This is a genomic window from Flavobacterium litorale (assembly GCF_019613795.1).
Taxonomy (GTDB): Bacteria; Bacteroidota; Bacteroidia; order Flavobacteriales; family Flavobacteriaceae; genus Flavobacterium; species Flavobacterium litorale.
Window position 1 is genome coordinate 1966825 of record NZ_CP080429.1, and the last position, 19085, is coordinate 1985909.

Here is a 19085-nt window from a genome sequence, read left to right on the forward strand (position 1 = left end):
TTATACCCCTCTTTTATTTAATAAATTACTTAAGTATATTTGTAAAAGCGAAACTGTAATGAAACTCTATATATTTCTCTTCTCTCTCTTTGCAACCATTTTTTCTTTTGCGCAGCAAACCCAAAAGGTTGATTTTAAAACGTGTAATGCTACTATACGTTTTGATGTTCCGCAGAAAAAAGTAATGGGTGAGGTAACGTATAGTTTTGATGTGCTCGACAGAAAAACGGATACCATTTACATAGATGCTCGCAATATGCAATTTACCGAAGTAAAAATTAATGGTAAAAAGGCAGGCTGGACAAACTCTGCTTCAGCATTAAAACTTTATAAAGGCTACAAAAAAGGGACTAATACCGTTACTTTTAAATATACGGCTCAGCCCAGAAAAGCACTTTATTTTATAGAATTGGGTACAGCGAATAGTTTCTCTACAGCTGCAGAAAATAATGAAGATACGAGCAATAAAGAACTGCAAATTTGGACGCAGGGGCAAGGGAAATATACCAGCCATTGGTTACCAAGTTTTGATGATATGAACGAAAAGGTAATTTTTAATCTGTCAGTAAATTTTGATAACGAGTACACAATACTCGCCAATGGAGAACACCAACATACGGTTGAATTACACAAAAACGGCTCTAAAACGGTGAGCTACTCAATGGATAAACCCATGAGTAGTTATTTGGTAATGCTTGCCATAGGTAAATTTAAAAAGCAAACTGCTGTAACAGCTTCGGGTACGCCTATGGAATTTTATTACCGTCCAGAAGATAGTGCTAAGGTAGCCGCTACCTACCGATACAGCAAGCAAATGTTCGATTTTTTTGAAGAAGAAATAGGAGTATCGTATCCGTGGGGGGTGTACAGGCAAATACCTGTTTTTGATTTTTTGTATGCAGGTATGGAAAACACAACATCGACTATTTTTTCGCAAGATTTTGTGGTTGATAACATTGGCTTTAACGACAGAACGTACATAAATGTAAATGCCCACGAATTGGCACACCAATGGTTTGGCGATTTGGTTACGGCGCAGTCGGGCAAGCACCATTGGTTACAAGAGGGGTTTGCAACCTACTATGCTTTATTAGCCGAAAAGGAAATTTTTGGCGACGACTATTTTAATTATGAGTTATACCAAATGGCAGAACGTTTGCAGCGTGTTGCTAAAACCGACACGATACCTATACTAAACGAAAAAGCCAGTTCGTTAACCTTTTACCAAAAAGGAGCATGGGCATTGCATGTATTGCGCGAAGGAGTAGGGTACGAGGCTTTCCAAACAGCGGTAGAAAATTATCTTGAAAAATATGCTTTTAAAAATGTAGTTACGGATGATTTTTTATCAGAAATAAATAAAGTATCAGATTATGATACAGCTTCATTTAAAAAACGTTGGCTGCAAAAAGGAGGTTTTGAGGTACAGGAGGCGATAACCTTGTTAAGTAAAAACCAGTTTATACAGTTGTATTTCAAACTAGGGGAGTTGCAGGATAAACGCTTTGAGGAGAAGAAGCCCATATTTAAACAAATAGTACAATCGGATATGTTTTACCCTGCAAAGGAAGAAGTTTTATTGCAAATGGCTGAATTACCCTTTACTGATAAAGCCGAATTAATTCGGCTTGCTATGGCAACTAATAACATAAAAGTGAGGCAGGCAGTAGCACGAACGGTTACTACTTTTCCTGATGATTTTTATGAAGAATACAAAACCTTACTACAAGACGAGTCGTACATTAACCGCGAAATAGCACTAAATGTGCTATATACTAATTTTCCTGATAAGCGTGCTGAGTTATTAGATGCTTCGGATAAATGGGTTGGTTTTAACGATAAAAGTTTGCGTATACTTTGGTTAACTTTAGCTTACGCAACACCTGACTATAGGGAAGCACAAAAATCTGATATTTATGCCGAGTTACAGCAGTATGCTTCGCCACGTTACCAAAGTAGTGTAAGGCAAAATGCACTAGCCAATTTACTATATATTAATAAGCCCGATCCTGTAGTATGGGCAAATTTAGTAAATGCCACATTGCACCATAAATGGCAATTTGCCAAGTTTGGGCGCGAAAGCATTCGGGGTTTATTAAAGCGTGAGGGGTATCGTGCCTTTTTTGAGGGTATAATGTCAGGGTTACCCGAAGCCGAGCAAAATAAATTACAAAGCCTTTTAGCGGAATAACGGTTATTTACGCTTTATTTTTATGGTTTTTATGAGTTTTAAAAACTCCCTGCTACAATCTTCGCCCATTAAATCATCCGTCATGTTAATCTGGAAATAATAGTGTTTCCAAGGGATAACGTATATTCTGCTGCGTACGCGGTGGGTTAAGCCGTTATCGGTACGCATTGTAAATTTTGTTGCGAAAAAGATGCTTTTAATATGCGATATTTTAACGTTTTTAGGTTCCTCTATAAATTCAAAATCATCGTATAGTCCATTAAAACTTCGTGCACTTTTAATAATATCCGATTTAAACGTATTAAAGTCTTCGTTGTTTCTCTCACGCACGTTTATCTGTATGGCAGGGACTAAACCTCTGTATGTTAACGGGTCGTATTTGTATAACGATAGTATAAGTACCGAGCCTTCATGCTCCTTAATAATTTTAAGCAACTTTTCTTCATCAATATCCAGTTGCTCCAAATTACGCGCCAAATCGTCGTTATTTCCCCATATCCAGCCCATAGGCTCTTCCATCGAAAAACCAAACGTTTTATTCTCAAAACGCCTTTGCCCAAACGTAGTTATAGTACCTAATAACACTAATGCAATAATAATTTTTTTCATCATTTTCCCCCGATTGTTTTACAAACATAAACAAAAAAAGACATCTATTACAGATGCCTTTTTTATAAGTATATTAAAATAATGCTGTTATTCTTGCCACATTTCGGCTACTTCATTTTTTAGGTAAGCTACTGCAACACTACTGGGGCTTTGTTTATCAAATAAATCACTAAGCATTACTTCGCGTAGTTTATCAGAAGTATCTACGGCATCACTCATGTTCGATTTTCTGATTAGCTGTATGGTAGCATTTTTTGCAGTGGTAATAATATCCCAACTTTCGGCCGAAACATAAATTTGTTGCGTTAAATTGTGCTCGTATTCCTGCTCTATTTGCGATATAAGGTATTCTTCGTAATCTTTTTTGTTAGACGATTGCGGTGCTATCCTTATAAGTAGTTTAGAGGGACTAATACGCTCTAAAAGCAATACCAGTCTTTCGTACGCTTGTAATCGTAATGGCATGGCAGTTTTTTGCGCCTCTTTATGGATGAGGTAACGACGCCGCCCTTCCTCGTTGCTTGTATGCATCTTAAAAAAATAGTACGCAATTAATCCTGTTATAATAGCAGGTAAAGTATAAAATAAGAGTTCTAAAATTTTGTCAGTATCCATTCAAGTAATGTTTAGGTATTTGTTTTATTGTACAACGTTTTTTACGCTGTTTAAAATTGTAAGGAGCTAAAATAGTAATAAACTTTAATACGCTATAGTTATAGTTGTAATATAATTAAGAATTACATTTGTTATACGCCTAAAAAAGTATGAGCAATACAAAAATTACTTATTTAATAGCCATACCAATTACCATTGTTTTGGGCTTATTAATACGCAGTATAAAAACAATATTACCCGATGTTGTTAACCTGTACGCAGGCGATGCACTTTATGCTGTAATGATGTATTATATTGTAGCCTTTATAGTAAGGAAACCCATATTGTACAAAGCAATTATAGCTTTAATAATTTGTTACGCTATTGAATGCAGCCAGTTGTACCAAGCCGATTGGATTAATACAATACGTAAAACATTGCCAGGGCGCTTAGTGTTAGGTTCGGGTTTTTTATATAGCGATTTACTAGCGTACTTTTTAGGAATTGTAGTTGCAGTAGGTGTTGATTACTTATTTATTTCCAATCCAAAATCGCACAACGTTTCTCGGTTAAAATAGCTATTTTTGTGTTTTTGCAATACCTATGGAAATCCAAAAATATATAAGCCAGTTAAACGAAGCACAGCAAGCACCTACGCTCCAAAAAGATGGTCCTATGATCGTGATAGCAGGGGCGGGTTCGGGCAAAACGCGTGTACTAACCATGCGCATTGCCTACCTAATGAGCCAAGGCGTAGATGCGTTTAATATACTGGCACTTACGTTTACCAATAAAGCAGCGCGCGAAATGAAAAACCGTATTGCTGATATTGTAGGTTCATCCGAAGCTAAAAATTTATGGATGGGAACATTCCACTCTGTATTTGCAAAGATATTGCGTTTTGAAGCCGATAAATTAGGATTTCCGTCTAATTTTACCATATACGATACCCAAGATAGTGTGCGCCTTATTAGTGCTATTATTAAGGAAATGCAACTGGATAAAGATGTATATAAGCCTAAGCAGGTATTAAATCGTATCTCATCGTATAAAAATAGCCTTATTACGGTTAAAGCGTATTATAATGACCCTGAACTGCAAGAAGCCGACGCGATGGCGAAAAAACCACGCCTTGGCGAAATTTATGAGCAGTATGTAGAGCGTTGTTTTAAAGCAGGCGCTATGGATTTTGATGATTTATTACTGCGTACCAACGAGCTTTTAAATCGTTTTCCAGAGGTGCTCATGAAATACCAAAATCGTTTTAAATACATACTGGTAGATGAGTACCAAGATACCAACCATTCACAATATTTAATAGTACGTGCCTTAAGCGACCGTTTCCAGAATATTTGTGTGGTGGGCGATGATGCACAGAGTATTTATGCCTTTAGGGGGGCAAATATTAATAACATTTTAAATTTCCAGAAAGATTACGATAATGTACAAATGTACAGGCTGGAACAGAATTACCGTTCTACCAAAAACATAGTAGAAGCTGCGAACTCCATAATAGATAAAAACCAAACCAAACTGGATAAAATAGTTTGGACGGCGAATGATGAAGGACCACGAATAAAAGTACACCGTAGCCTTACCGATGGCGAAGAGGGACGTTTTGTTGCCAGTAGCATATTTGAGCTTAAAATGCGTGAGCAACTTAAAAATGGAAGCTTTGCCATATTGTATCGTACCAATGCACAGTCCCGCGCCATGGAGGATGCACTGCGTAAGCGCGATATACCCTATCGTATTTACGGAGGGCTTTCGTTTTACCAACGTAAAGAAATTAAAGATGTATTAGCCTACCTCCGTTTGGTAATTAACCCTAAAGATGAGGAGGCACTAATGCGTGTTATAAACTACCCTGCAAGGGGTATAGGCAACACAACGCTAGAAAAACTTACGGTAGCTGCTAACCATTACGGGCGTACTGTATTTGATGTGATGGAAAATTTAGACCGAATTGATTTAAAATTAAATTCGGGTACAAAAAACAAGTTGCAAGACTTTGTAACGATGATAAAAAGTTTTCAGGTAATCGATCAGTCGCAAGATGCGTTTTTTTTAGCCGAACACATTACCAAGAAAACAGGATTAATACAGGAACTTAAAAAAGATGCTACGCCAGAGGGTATTGCGCGTATTGAAAACATTGAGGAGTTATTAAATGGTATTCGTGATTTTATTGAAGGGCAAAAAGAGGTAGATGGCGCACGTGGCTCGTTAGCTGAATTTTTGGAGGATGTAGCCTTAGCTACCGACCTTGATAAAGATACGGGCGATGATGATAGGGTAGCCCTTATGACTATTCATCTTGCTAAAGGACTTGAATTTCCCTATGTTTTTATAGTAGGTATGGAGGAAGATTTATTTCCGAGCGCCATGAGTATGAATACGCGTAGCGAACTGGAGGAGGAGCGCCGCTTGTTTTATGTAGCACTTACCCGTGCCGAACATCAGGCATACCTTACCTATGCGCAATCGCGTTACCGTTGGGGCAAACTGGTAGATAGCGAACCATCGCGTTTTATTGAGGAGATTACAGATAAATACCTAGAGTATATTACCCCTATTGAAACGGGTTACAAATACAAACCAAGAATTAATACCGATATTTTTGGCGATATAGATAAATCCAAACTAAGGCAGAATAAACCTACTAATGGTACACCACCCAAATGGGTTACAGGTAACGAGCCAAAACCCGATTCGAATATTCGTAAATTAAAACCCATGTCACGACCTGCACCGCAAGGCAACAATGCAACCGATACAAAATTGGCTGTGGGTAATGTAGTAATGCACGAGCGTTTTGGTAAAGGACAAGTACTTAACCTAGAAGGGGTAGGAGGCGATAAAAAAGCTGAAATTAAATTTGAAGTAGGTGGTATTAAAAAATTACTATTGCGCTTTGCCAAATTGGATGTTGTAGGGTAATTAGCATTCAATCATATTCGTATTCTCCCTAGATAGTTTCCATTTTCAAAAAGTAGTATCCTACCACTTTCATTATCATAGACACCTAAATCATTTTCAAATAGTGTTGTATATTTTTTTATAAGGTCACTTTTATAATATTTGGTATCTATGCCGAATATAGGTTTTTCAATATCGTAATATTGTACTAGCTCTTTACCATCGTAATATTCTGCTACTACAAATAAATCAGCTTTATTTTCATTGCAAAAAGCTTGTAATAAGTTTGGCGGCACACATTGGTCAGAAGGACAATGAGGATCCCAAATATAAACTATTGCATCGTTACAACTATTTAGGCATTCTTTTAATTGTAGTGCGTTTATAATATACACTTTGGGTTCAACACTATATTCTAGCACGCAAATATTCGAAATACTATCTGTATTTATCAACAAATTAGGGTAATCTTTTTTCGTTTTATCATAATAGCTATAAAAACCTTTTAACGGTTCGCTTGGAGGTTTTATTTTTATGAGTTGGCATGAACTAAATAAAAGTAGCAATAAACCCGAAATTGTAAATTTCATCATAATAATCAGTATAGTAGGTTGTTTTTCTAAAGTGACAACAAAAGGCGTAATTAATATTACGCCCTTTAGTTGAATTAAATTTTTGATGCTAAAATTTTATAACCACCATGGCTTCCTATTGAAGTATCAAATTGATATTGACCTTTGTGCAAAATCAATAAATTACTTGCATTTATATCGTTATCTATATGAAACACTGTTTTGTTATTTATAGCATCGGCTTCTTCTTGCTTAGAAGGATTTAACTCTACATTTAGATACCCATTACCAGTAACGGGATTAATAATCACTGGTATGTATCCATCAGCTACAACTTCTCCAGTATCGCAGTCAACTATTTCTTCGTTGCTATTAACGCAACAGAAAAAACACGATTCAGCTTCACAAAATCCCCACCCTCTATCACAATCGTGTATTTCTCTTCCCCATCTTCCATCCCAAGTAGTAAAAAATAAATAGAAAGTTACATCGGGTTCGGGTTCAGATTTCAGCATCATTTCGTTTGCCGATTCATCTTGTACAGTTACACTATCTTGCTCACAACTTGTTAACGAAATTAGGGAAAATACTGTTAGCGTAAGCATTAAAAATAATTTTTTCATTTGTATTTAAATTAAACAATAAACGTTTACTTTCAGAGCTTTTAGGTCGCTGTTTCAACTTTTCCGACCTCAGTACATAATTTTCAGATAGTGTTATTACTAACCATTCCGTCATATTTCAATGATTAAAACTTTAGAAACTATTGTAAAATAGTTGGGGTGAAGAAATAATTTTTTGTTGGATTAATCGGATTATCAGGCAATGTTAATCTTTAAACGAAATACCGATAATCAAAGCTATAAAAAAAAAGAATTATAAATCGTAATTATTTTATTTTTTATCTAATTTTTAATTTTAAATAGTAAAAAATAAAACACTATTAATGTTTTGGCATTATGTTTTCAAAAATTTAACTTTGTTTCTTAATAAAACTGTATCTTACTATGGCACAATTTATAAAAATATATCCTGAAAATCCTAATGAAAAGGAAATAGCCAAAGTAATAAAGATATTACGTAATGGTGGCTTAATAATTTACCCTACCGATACGGTTTATGGTTTTGGTTGTGATATTACCAATACAAAAGCACTAGAGCGTATAGCACGAATTAAGGGGATAAAACTGGATAAGGCTAACTTCTCGTTTGTTTGCCACGACCTAAGTAATATATCCGATTACGTAAAGCAAATAGATACAAGTACTTTTAAAATACTAAAGCGTTCGTTACCTGGCCCCTACACGTTTATATTACCAGGGAATAATAATTTACCAAAGGAGTTTAAAAAGAAAAAAACGGTTGGTATTAGGGTACCCGAAAATAATATTGCACTCGAAATTGTTAGGCAATTGGGTAACCCCATAGTTTCGTCGTCCATACATGATGATGATGCGGTTTTGGAATACTCTACCGACCCTGAATTGATATTTGAAAAATGGCAGGGTGTGGTTGATGCTGTAATTGATGGGGGGTATGGTGATAATATAGCTTCTACTATTATAGATTTATCGGGTGATGAGCCTGTTGTAGTAAGAGAGGGCAAGGGTGACCCCAATATTTTTTAAAATGCCATTTTTTTAGGAGCACTATACTTTTTATACAAATATTCTGAAAATAACAAAATAAACAAAGGCACTAATATTAAAAACAAGCGTACCTACATTGTTTTTAATATTGGTTATCCTTATACTATTTATATTACATACTATTTATTAGCTTTTTTTCAGATGCTTTATTATTTGTTCGGCAAGCTCTGTACCAATACGGTCCTGTGCCTCCAGTGTGGCTGCACCAATATGCGGCGTAAGCGATATTTTAGGGTGCATTAATACCTGTATGGCTGGTTTAGGTTCTTCTTCAAAAACATCCAATCCCGCAAAAGCTACTTTTCCAGAATCCAGTGCTTCTATAAGGGCTACTTCCTCTATAACGCCACCACGTGCTGTATTAATAATACCTAAACCGTCTTTCATTAATTTAAATTCGTTGGTACTAATTAAATATCCTTTTTGCGCAGGAACATGAACGGAGATAAAATCGGATGTTTTTAGGATGGTTTCGTTGGAAGCGGAGGGAAATTTTATATTTATAAACTGACCGTTATAAAAGTCAATTCTAACATCTTCTGTACCGCTTTCCTCTCCCGAAACAATAACGTGCATACCCAAACCAAGTGCCATACGGGCTACGGCACGACCAATACGCCCAAAACCAATAATACCTAATGTTTTACCACGTAGCTCGCTACCGCTGGCATACGCTTTTTTAAGTTCTGCAAAGTTGGTATCCCCCTCTAATGGCATAAGGCGGTTGGCATCGTATAAAAAACGAACACCGCTAAACAGGTGCGCAAATACAAGCTCAGCAACCGAATCGGACGATGCTGCGGGGGTATTAATTACCTCAATGCCTTTTTTACGGGCATATTCTACATCTATATTGTCCATGCCTACGCCACCACGACCAATTATTTTAAGGTTAGGGCAGTTGTCTATAATATCCTTACGTACTTTAGTGGCACTCCTAACCAATAAAGCTGTAATGCTGTTATTATTAATATAATTGGCTACTTGCTCTTGGGCTACTTTTGTAGTTATCACTTCAAACCCATTATCTTCAAGGGTTTTTTTACCACCTGCCGAAATACCGTCGTTAGCTAATATTTTCATTCTTTAACTATTTTTATTTAATGCTTTTTTCAAATTCTTGCATGGTATTAACTAATACCTGTACACTTTTTAACGGCATGGCATTGTAAATAGAGGCTCTGTAACCGCCTACCGACCTATGACCGTTAAGCCCGTTAATATTAGCAGCTTCCCACATTGCATTGAACTGCTCCTTATGGTTTTCGTCATTCAGCCTGAATGTAACATTCATTGTAGACCGATCTTCTTTTTTTGCTATTCCAGTAAATAACGTGTTCCTGTCTATTTCGTTGTATAGTACTGTTGCTTTTTCATTATTTCGTTTTTCCATAGCTGCAATTCCGCCATTTGCTTTAAGCCAGCGCAAGGTTAGCATGGTGCAGTATATAGCAAATACCGATGGCGTATTGTACATACTCTCTTTAGCAATATGTGCCGAATAATCTAATATTCCTGGTATTACCCTTCCTGTTTGGTTTAGTATATCCTCTTTAACAATTACTAGCGTTGTACCCGCAGGACCTATATTTTTTTGTGCACCTGCATAAATAAGCCCAAACTTACTAAAGTCTAATTGTCTCGAAAAAATATCCGAACTCATATCGCACACCATGGGTATGTTAGTGTCAGGAAAGTGGTGCATTTGTGTACCAAATATGGTATTGTTACTGGTACAATGAAAGTAATTGGCATTGGTAGGAATGGTGTATTCTTTAGGAATAAAAGTATAATTATCTTGTTTAGAGGATGCTACAACGATAGTTTCGCCAAAATTATTTGCTGCTTTTATGGCTCCTGCTGCCCAGGTACCTGTATCCAAATAGGCTGCTTTGCCATTTTGATGTAGTAAATTGTAGGCAACCCGTACAAACTCCATACTTGCACCGCCTGACAGAAACAATGCTTTGTAACCTTTCTCTTCCAACCCTAATAATGATAGTGCTAAGGAACGTGCCTCCTCCATAACTGCTACAAAATCCTTACTACGGTGTGATATTTCGAGTATAGAAAGTCCTGAATTATTAAAGTTGAGCACCGCTTTTGATGCTTCTTCAAATACTTCTTGAGGTAAAATAGAAGGACCTGCGCTAAAATTATGTTTTTTCATGATGGTTACAATTTAGATTTTTATTTTAAGCGCGTTAAAAATGCAATGGTATCTACATTATCAGCATAGTCCCATAGTTCAGGCTGTTGTGTTTGCCCAAACGGAATACTGTTAACTGTTACTTTATTGCTTACAATACATTGTAATTGGTGGGCTTCTGTATCTAGTTTTGTTTTTAATTGCTCAATATCATCATAATATTCGTAAAATAATGATGCGATAGGCGAGGTATAACTTTCGTCCTCTTTCAACGTCAGGAATTCATTATCCAATATTTTAAACTCGCTCATTAAAAATACGGCTTTATTATAGTCGTAATTATTAGCATATTTATCGTAATGAATAATATCGCCATATTTATATACAGCTTCAAAAAAAGTTTTAAAATTGTAGTCTGTCGGTACAAATAGCTTGGATACATTTCGGCAACCCAAGCCAAAATATCGGAATATATCTTCGCCTAAAGCTTCCAAATCTGCTTTGGTTTCGTTACCCGTTAGTATGGCTACCGAATTTCTGTTTTTACGAATAATAGCAGGTTTATCTTCAAAATAATATTCAAAGTAACGTGCTGTATTATTACTGCCTGTGGCAATAACAGCATCAAAATTTTCTAGTTTATTTTCGGTAAAAGTAATGTAGTTTTGCAGTTTTGGTTGAATAACTATAAGGTATTGGGCTAAAAAAGGCAGCAAATGTTTGTCGTTAGACGATGTTTTTACCAACACTTTATTACCTGTTATAAGTACCGATAAAAAATCGTGAAATCCAACCAAGGGTATGTTACCCGCTAAAACCAGCCCAACCGTTTTAGGGCTAGTATAGTTCATGGTGTAATTAGTTAACCATCTATCTAAATTAGTTGCTGTAAGTGCTTTTGCCCACGATTGTATTGCAAAACGCACATTATCTGGCGTAAACCAACGGTTATGAGATTGCGATACATCTATCAACGATTTAAAGTCGTTAAAAAATACATCGTTGTGCGGTATAGTATCGTTATGCGCAGCACCCTCATCGGAGAATTGACTTAAAAATTTACCTAGTGTTATAAACGCTTTTTTTGATTCTGTTAACGTCATTATGTTTGTTTATGAATGGATTTGGACGTAATTTTGCACAAATTTACGTTATTAAAATAAAATAAGCTATGGCTATTATTATAACAGACGAATGTATAAATTGTGGGGCATGCGAACCAGAATGCCCTAACACAGCGATATACGAAGGTGCGGATGATTGGAGATATAAAGACGGAACAAGTTTACAGGGTAAGGTAGTATTACCATCGGGTGAGGAAGTAGATGCTGATGCTGCCCAAACACCAATATCAGACGATTTGTATTATATAGTACCGAGTAAGTGTACCGAGTGTAAAGGTTTTCATGAAGAACCACAATGTGCGGCAGTATGCCCTGTAGATTGTTGTGTTCCTGATGATAACCATGTGGAGAGCGAAGAAACATTGCTAAACAGACAGTCTTTTTTACATAATGAGTAAACTATTTGCTGTAAACAATTAAAAAGCCCGAAGCATTGCTTCGGGCTTTTTAATATGAAATTATGTTGTTCTTACTTTTTTAGCAAAGTATAGGTTTCTACCATTTTGCCTCTACCATCGTTATTGCGGGTTTCTATCACTAAGTTACCCTTTTGGTCAAAGTACCCAACAGAAGTCTTTCCATCAATCTTACACGAATAGCGGTTGTCGCCATTAGTTTTTAATACACCATAGTTTGAATTTTCGGGCGAAGCCATCGTATAACCATTCCCATTATTACCTTTTAACGTATAACGTTTACCGTTAAGCATATAATACGTTGTATTTACGTTGGTAGTAACCAGCTTGTCACCCGAGTAGGTAGTAGATTTATTAACTTTTACAGGCGTTTCGGCTATCTTCTTATTTAATTTGTCCGATTCAGCATCTTTAAACTTAATATCCTGCTCTGTCTTTACTTTTTCGGTTTTTACAAATTGTTGTTCTTCCTTACCATTATCTACTGTAATAGTAGTTGTTTTCGTTTCCTTTGTTACATTTTTATTTACCTGAGCATTCAGGCTAATTCCTAATGCTAAAAAAGCAATTGCAGCTATTTTCTTCATAATTATAAGTTCTTTTAAATTAGTTACAGTACAAAGCTACATTTCAGGTGTTAAAATGCTTAATAACAAAATGATAAAGTATTTATAAAATCGCTAATAGCATCACATAAGTTAAGATGAGTTTATTTCATTACAAAAACTTATATTTGCAGCCTTAAAAACCGTTACTAATGAAAGCAGGAATAGTAGGATTGCCAAATGTAGGTAAATCAACCCTTTTTAATTGTTTGTCTAACGCCAAGGCGCAAAGCGCTAACTTTCCGTTTTGTACCATAGAGCCTAATGTGGGTGTGGTAAATGTACCCGACCCACGATTGGAAAAATTAGAAGAATTAGTAACGCCAGAACGTGTAATTCCTGCTACGGTAGAAATTGTAGACATTGCAGGTTTGGTAAAAGGTGCAAGTAAGGGCGAAGGACTAGGTAACCAGTTTTTAGGTAACATTAGGGAGTGTAATGCTATTATACACGTATTACGTTGTTTTGATAACGATAATATTGTACACGTAGATGGTAGCGTAGACCCTATACGTGATAAAGAAACCATTGATATAGAACTACAGCTTAAAGACCTTGAAACTGTTGAAAAACGCCTTGAAAAGGTAAAAAGAGCTGCTAAAACGGGTAATAAAGAAGCACAAGCCGAAGAAGCGTTACTTAACAGGTTACGAGCTGTTTTATTAGAAGGTAAATCGGCTAGGGTAGTACAACCCCAAAACCAAGATGAGGAGGAATTAATGGAGGCTTTCCAGTTAATTACTACCAAACCAGTACTGTATGTTTGTAACGTAGATGAAGGTGCTGCTGCAACAGGCAATGCCTACGTAGATAAAGTACGCGAGCTGGTAAAAGATGAAAATGCACAGGTTATTGTACTAGCAGTAGGTACTGAGGCGGATATTACGGAACTGGAAACCTACGAAGAACGCCAAATGTTTTTAGAGGATTTAGGACTTAAAGAGCCTGGAGCATCAGTATTAATACGTTCGGCATACAAACTACTCGATTTACAAACCTATTTCACCGCAGGTGTAAAAGAGGTACGTGCATGGACTATTAAAGTAGGTGATACCGCACCGCAAGCCGCAGGCGTTATCCATACCGATTTCGAAAAAGGCTTTATTCGTGCTGAGGTAATAGCCTACGACGATTACGAATCGTACGGCTCCGAAGCAAAAGTAAAAGAAGCTGGTAAATTACGTGTAGAAGGTAAAGAATACATTGTTAAAGACGGCGATGTAATGCACTTTAGGTTTAATGTGTAAATAAGTATTGAGATTTTAGAACTAAGTATAAAGATAAATCCCGCTAATTGGCGGGATTTTTTAGTCAAAATAGTTTTTATCTTTTAGGTACTCTAATAGTTTAGATAATTTAGAAAAAGCGATACTAGCTTTTTCATTCATTATAGGTCTTGCTTGCTCTGCTCTTTTAATATTGTGTTCTGTGTCCTTTGCTGGAGAATAACTTCTCCCAATAGGGTATAGATGAGTTCCAGAATATCTATTGAAATCATCAATAGCTTTTTTTAAGTCATTAATAAGTTTACACAATTATATACTTTAATGTACCAAAATAAAGAACAGCATCAGTACCAATGATGCTGTTCTTTTGTTAACTGCAAATTAGCAGTTTAATAATCTCTATGATAATTGCTATTACTGAGATTATTTGTTTCCAATTGACCTTAGCAGCTTTCACCTGCTTAGGTAATTTTATTTTTGCATTGTTGGGCTTAGACTTCCTAGAAGTTTGGGCCCTCTTTTTATGTTTAGACATGCGAAGATGTATCCACGCATAACAACCTTGCTTTGAAAATCTAGATTATCATGTTTAATTTTTGAAATTATTGTTAACTAATTAATATTCAGTTTTATAGATAATTTCTTTAGTATTATATTTAATTATAAAAACAAAATAAACCATAGACAAATGTAATAGTACCCCTTGAAATTCAAACTCTAAATCTTATTGATAGATGAGGGAATTTCAAATAGTTTAAACATGAAGTTCTTTAAATCTTTGTTACAACTCATCGATACTTTACGTACAGATGAAGATTGTAGAACATTCTTAGAGAATGCAATATGGGGTGATTCTCCAATTTGTCCACATTGTGGGCTTATCGATGACAGACATTACAAATTAAAATTTGGTGGAACATTTACAGGAACATACAAATGTCGTTCTTGTAAAATAAGGTTCAATATAAGAACAGGTACAATGTTCGAAGGTTCTCATATACCATTACGTAAATGGTTTTTAGCGATATACCTATTCTTAAGTCATAAGAAAGGTATTAGCAGTATCCAATTGCATAAAGATATAGGTGTTACTCAGAAAACAGCGTGGTTTATGTTACATAGGATTAGATGTAATTGCGAAGATAAAATAGAAGTAAACTTTGATACTGAAACACAAATTGATGAAACTTATGTAGGCGGTAAAGCTCGTGGAAAAAGAGCACAAGGTCGTAGCTTAATAAAAACACCTGTTATGGGCTTGTTGTCAAATGGTAAAGTTAAGACTATAGTTATCCCGAATGCTAGTGCTTGGACACTTAAAACAGTAATTTATCATTTAGTTAAATTCGGTTCAACAATAGTAACAGATGGATGGAAAGGTTATCAAGGGTTGCATAAATCTTACAATCATAAAGTTATAAGGCATAATCAAGGAATTTATGTAGAAGATGGCTATCATACTAATTCTATAGAAGGCTTTTGGAGTCATTTGAAACGTGGTATTATAGGTGTATATCATCTTGTAAGTCGTAAGCATTTACATAAATATTGCGAAGAATTTACGTATCGATATAATACAAGAGAAATGTCTGATGGTGAACGATTTACTAAGTTTGTGTCAGAGTCTAATAACAAAATAACATATAGGCAAATAATAGGAATGTAAATTACTTGATTGCAGTAGGATATTAAAGAGTAGTTGGTTAATTTTGTATGCGACATTAATTTGTCAAATTAAGACATACAGAAGGTGTTTAACTTTTCTCTTCCGCAAATCTGGTAAATTTATAAGAACGAGAATAGGTTAGCATGCCTACGCTATATTTTAGCGTGGGCTGTTACTTATTTTAGTTCAAGGCTTACCAGAGCCCGCGGGATGAAGTTTGTTAGCAGTACCCACGCTTTCTTCATTCTATAACTCTTCTTTGGGTCTGGGAAGGCTAATTAATTTTTAAAATGAAACGAATTTTCATTCCTGTACTAATGTTTAGCTTATTAACAATAAGCTGTAAAAATGACAAATCTACTGATAAGGTAGATACTACTGATACTAATTATGAAGTTTCAGAACAAGAAATTGACACTAGTTCAAATAAAATAGTATCAGAACCAATTCCCTCAGAAGATGTTACTAATTATGATGATATGTTAGATGCTTATGAAGCATATATTGACAAATTCATAATTGTTATGAAGAAAATGAAGAAAGCAGAACCTGATGATATGTCAATTTTAACGGAATATACTGAGCTAATGGATAAGGCTGACGAGTTTAGCAAACAGCTTGAATCTAATGAGGGTCAAATGTCTAAGGCACAATTGAAACGATATATTGATTTACAAACAAAGTTCTCGAAGGCAGCAATTGATATGTAACACAAAGAGTGGCGATTGTCACTCTTATTAGTTTCTAAGATTTGTATTATTTAATAACAAATAAACCAAAAGGATTCCTGTGCCATAGGAATCCTTCTTATGTTTATAAGTTGAGAAAATGACAAATAAGTTCCCAAAGCAATTTTGACACTATTGTTTTAATTAACAATTTTACTAATTCTTTACTGAGGTACTTAACTGTTTTAATAAATTTCTGCCTAGGTGTTTTTTGTAGTTTCATAACTGAACTATTTTATTGTTAAGTCCAGTAATACATTTTCACTCGAAGGTTTTAAATGGTCATTTTCTAGTTAAAGAACTGAACTATAGCCTTTTACTGGCTATAGTTCATGTTTTAAGCTATATTAAATTTAGGTTAAGTTTATAAAGCATTGTATACTAGTGCTTTGGTACATTAAAGTATATAATTGTGTAAGTTTATTAGCTTTTGCATCACTTGTTCTATAACTAATAAGCCCCGCCTTTTTGGCAAAATCAATAGCTTTTTCGATGGCTTCTTGGTTATATCCATACCAACTATCTTGCTCCTCTATTTTTTCATGGAATAAATCTACATCGAGTGTTTCAAGTAATTCTACAACAATTTTTTTATCGCTTTCTTTTGGAGTAAACTTTAATACTTTATATTTCTGATTTAATTGATATAATTCTATCATTAATATAGATGTAGATATTATTAAAATAGCAATAGTTGTATATATCCAATTATTAAATAACTCTGGTAGTCCAATTGAATTAGTTAATAGATTTACAAGTATTGGCATTATTATTAAACCAAAATACCACTTATTTAAAATTCTATCCATTACATGTTTATATTGTATCTATTTATTATCAAATATAACCAATTTTAAATCCTTTAACATTTCTCAATTTTGTTTTCTTTAGCTTTATCAAACAATATTTTAAATACACCAAAAATGAAAATACTAGCATTTGCAGGGAGTAGTAGTACACAATCCATAAATAAACACTTAGCAACCTATGCCGCTAGCTTATTTGAGGGCGGGGAAGTGGAGGTACTGGACCTTAACGATTATGAACTCCCTCTTTTTAGCGTAGATAAAGAGGCTGTTTTGGGTAAGCCTGCCCTTGCCACAACTTTTTTAGATAAAATATCGGCTTCCGACCTTATAGTACTCTCCTTAGCAGAACATAACGGCAGTTTTTCGGCAGCTTTTAAGAATATATATGATTGGGCATCGCGCCAACGTAAAGCTGTTTTTAATGATAAACCGATGCTACTATTGGCTACTTCGCCAGGTAAAAGAGGAGGTAGTAGCATACTGGAAATGGCAAAAACAGTATTACCACGTTATAACGCTAATATCCGAGCTACGTTTTCGTTACCGTCGTTTCATGAGAATTTTGACATCGAAGCAGGCAAAATATCCAATAATGTGCTTGATGCTGCGTTAAAAGATGTTATTCGTAACTTCGATTATGGTAAGGAAACTGCTTAAAGCAGCAAATCAAAAAGCTGCTTTATGGACGCTTAACGATAAAGGAATTTTTTATCATTATAAGGAATAGCATTTTTGTTTACTTGGCAGGATTATTGGTAGTAAAAAATCATGAAAAAATTACTATTTACACTTCTGCTGTTATTATTTATATCAAACACTTTTGCACAAGACTACCAAAAAGTTGATGCAACGGTAAAAAAATACCCACGTTCATTTACCAATGCCAATAGGCTTGCCGAACGCATTAATAACGATTTTACTCGCGAAGATGAAAAGGCACGTGCTATATTTACTTGGATAGCACTTAACATACGTTACGATTTAGCATCGGTAGGCAAGGCGCAAAAACGTGTAGGGTTTTCCTATTCGTCAGAAGAAGAGCGTATTGCCAAGCAGCAAAAAATGAAAGACGACCTAGCCAATACAACCTTACACTCTAAAAAAGGCGTTTGTCAAGGATATTCTACCCTTTTTATGATACTTGCCGAAAAGGTAGGGTTAGAAGCTGTTTTAATATCGGGCACAGCCAAATCGCACCCAAGCCACATTGGCAGATTTCCAGATATTACCGACCATGCTTGGAATGCCGTTAAAATAAACAACGAGTGGAAATTAGTAGATGTCACTTGGGGCGCAGGCGCAGTAATAGGTAATACACAAAAATTTGAGTTTAGGTTTAACGATAAATATTTCCTTACTGACCCAGAAGTTTTTGTTTTAAACCATTACCCCGATAACGATACGTGGTTGTTTGCCAACACCACCAAAAAACAGTTTGCACAACTTCCGTTATATTACGGTAATTACCACATGGGCGGTTACGAGTTACTTACCCCAACCACAGGAATATTTACCCCAAAACAAGGTACATTAAAAGTGAAAATTAAAAACGTAAAACCTACTGATGAAATAGCTTACGTATTTGTAGAAAATAAACAATTTAAATTAGTTGAACCTACTTTTAATAACGGTATTGCTGAGTTTGAGGTACCGTTAACAGCTACTTCGTTAGGTATTTTAACCATTTACATTAACGAAAAATCAGTACTATCGTATAAAATCAATAAATCGTAGTACCAAACCAATGTTATTAACTGCGTTCTCTTAATAAGTTTCTTACTACATACTTTCATTTTTTGCCCATATATACTACATTAGCATAAAATCC

19 protein-coding genes are annotated in these 19085 nt (G+C 35.2%); 10 read left to right on the forward strand and 9 right to left on the reverse strand.

The features are described from left to right. The first annotated feature begins 58 nt into the window (after window positions 1–58). On the forward strand, window positions 59–2191 hold the full coding sequence (locus tag K1I41_RS08905; RefSeq protein ID WP_220640008.1) for a M1 family metallopeptidase: 2133 nt from the start codon (window positions 59–61) through the stop codon (window positions 2189–2191). 3 nt (window positions 2192–2194) lie between these two features. Here the strand turns inward: K1I41_RS08905 and K1I41_RS08910 are convergent, their stop codons facing one another. Together K1I41_RS08910 and K1I41_RS08915 are read right to left on the reverse strand one after the other, a co-directional pair. Next, window positions 2195–2803: a hypothetical protein gene (locus K1I41_RS08910; protein ID WP_220640009.1), complete on the reverse strand. Its 609-nt coding sequence runs from the start codon at window positions 2801–2803 to the stop codon at window positions 2195–2197. Between the two features lie 84 nt (window positions 2804–2887). Next, window positions 2888–3415, reverse strand: coding sequence for a DUF7935 family protein (locus K1I41_RS08915; protein WP_220640010.1), 528 nt, complete (start codon window positions 3413–3415; stop codon window positions 2888–2890). A 149-nt stretch (window positions 3416–3564) separates the two neighbouring features. Here K1I41_RS08915 and K1I41_RS08920 point away from each other — a divergent pair, with 149 nt between their 5' ends. Beyond that, window positions 3565–3972 (forward strand): ribosomal maturation YjgA family protein, encoded by a 408-nt coding sequence (locus K1I41_RS08920; protein ID WP_220640011.1) that lies wholly within the window; start codon window positions 3565–3567, stop codon window positions 3970–3972. 31 nt (window positions 3973–4003) lie between these two features. Then, window positions 4004–6334: an ATP-dependent helicase gene (locus K1I41_RS08925; RefSeq protein WP_445156338.1), complete on the forward strand. Its 2331-nt coding sequence runs from the start codon at window positions 4004–4006 to the stop codon at window positions 6332–6334. 11 nt (window positions 6335–6345) lie between these two features. On the opposite strand, the gene K1I41_RS08930 is transcribed toward K1I41_RS08925, so the two are convergent. Both K1I41_RS08930 and K1I41_RS08935 read right to left on the reverse strand, forming a co-directional pair. Then, a complete protein-coding gene (locus K1I41_RS08930) occupies window positions 6346–6906 on the reverse strand; it encodes a hypothetical protein (RefSeq protein WP_220640013.1) in 561 nt (186 codons plus the stop codon). A 74-nt stretch (window positions 6907–6980) separates the two neighbouring features. Next, window positions 6981–7508, reverse strand: coding sequence for a hypothetical protein (locus tag K1I41_RS08935; protein ID WP_220640014.1), 528 nt, complete (start codon window positions 7506–7508; stop codon window positions 6981–6983). A 384-nt stretch (window positions 7509–7892) separates the two neighbouring features. Here K1I41_RS08935 and K1I41_RS08940 point away from each other — a divergent pair, with 384 nt between their 5' ends. Beyond that, window positions 7893–8513, forward strand: coding sequence for an L-threonylcarbamoyladenylate synthase (locus tag K1I41_RS08940; protein WP_220640015.1), 621 nt, complete (start codon window positions 7893–7895; stop codon window positions 8511–8513). A gap of 147 nt (window positions 8514–8660) precedes the next feature. On the opposite strand, the gene K1I41_RS08945 is transcribed toward K1I41_RS08940, so the two are convergent. The 3 genes from K1I41_RS08945 to K1I41_RS08955 are packed head-to-tail and all read right to left on the reverse strand — an operon-like array spanning window position 8661 to window position 11786. Continuing rightward, entirely contained in the window at window positions 8661–9617 is a 957-nt protein-coding gene (locus K1I41_RS08945) for a D-2-hydroxyacid dehydrogenase (RefSeq protein WP_220640016.1), read from the reverse strand. Window positions 9618–9630: 13 nt separating this feature from the next. Then, window positions 9631–10704 (reverse strand): 3-phosphoserine/phosphohydroxythreonine transaminase, encoded by a 1074-nt coding sequence (gene serC, locus K1I41_RS08950; RefSeq protein ID WP_220640017.1) that lies wholly within the window; start codon window positions 10702–10704, stop codon window positions 9631–9633. Between the two features lie 20 nt (window positions 10705–10724). Then, window positions 10725–11786 carry an acyl-CoA reductase gene (locus K1I41_RS08955; protein WP_220640018.1) on the reverse strand — a complete coding sequence of 354 codons (1062 nt, stop codon included), beginning with the start codon at window positions 11784–11786 and terminating at the stop codon, window positions 10725–10727. Window positions 11787–11854: 68 nt separating this feature from the next. On the opposite strand from K1I41_RS08955, the gene K1I41_RS08960 reads away from it, so the two are divergent. Next, window positions 11855–12205: a 4Fe-4S dicluster domain-containing protein gene (locus tag K1I41_RS08960; protein ID WP_220640019.1), complete on the forward strand. Its 351-nt coding sequence runs from the start codon at window positions 11855–11857 to the stop codon at window positions 12203–12205. A 71-nt stretch (window positions 12206–12276) separates the two neighbouring features. On the opposite strand, the gene K1I41_RS08965 is transcribed toward K1I41_RS08960, so the two are convergent. Next, window positions 12277–12810, reverse strand: a complete 534-nt coding sequence (locus K1I41_RS08965) for a hypothetical protein (protein WP_220640020.1) — start codon at window positions 12808–12810, stop codon at window positions 12277–12279. 170 nt (window positions 12811–12980) lie between these two features. Between K1I41_RS08965 and ychF the strand changes: the two genes are divergently transcribed. The 3 genes from ychF (at window position 12981) to K1I41_RS08980 (ending at window position 16430) form a co-directional block, all read left to right on the forward strand. Next, entirely contained in the window at window positions 12981–14075 is a 1095-nt protein-coding gene (ychF, locus tag K1I41_RS08970) for a redox-regulated ATPase YchF (RefSeq protein WP_220640021.1), read from the forward strand. A gap of 739 nt (window positions 14076–14814) precedes the next feature. Then, on the forward strand, window positions 14815–15720 hold the full coding sequence (locus K1I41_RS08975; protein ID WP_220640022.1) for an IS1595 family transposase: 906 nt from the start codon (window positions 14815–14817) through the stop codon (window positions 15718–15720). A gap of 290 nt (window positions 15721–16010) precedes the next feature. After that, window positions 16011–16430, forward strand: coding sequence for a DUF6591 domain-containing protein (locus K1I41_RS08980; protein ID WP_220640023.1), 420 nt, complete (start codon window positions 16011–16013; stop codon window positions 16428–16430). Between the two features lie 371 nt (window positions 16431–16801). Here the strand turns inward: K1I41_RS08980 and K1I41_RS08985 are convergent, their stop codons facing one another. After that, window positions 16802–17257, reverse strand: coding sequence for a hypothetical protein (locus K1I41_RS08985; protein ID WP_220640024.1), 456 nt, complete (start codon window positions 17255–17257; stop codon window positions 16802–16804). A 114-nt stretch (window positions 17258–17371) separates the two neighbouring features. Between K1I41_RS08985 and K1I41_RS08990 the strand changes: the two genes are divergently transcribed. Continuing rightward, a complete protein-coding gene (locus K1I41_RS08990) occupies window positions 17372–17914 on the forward strand; it encodes an NADPH-dependent FMN reductase (protein ID WP_220640025.1) in 543 nt (180 codons plus the stop codon). 111 nt (window positions 17915–18025) lie between these two features. Next, window positions 18026–18991, forward strand: coding sequence for a transglutaminase domain-containing protein (locus tag K1I41_RS08995; RefSeq protein WP_220640026.1), 966 nt, complete (start codon window positions 18026–18028; stop codon window positions 18989–18991). Window positions 18992–19085: the final 94 nt, after the last annotated feature.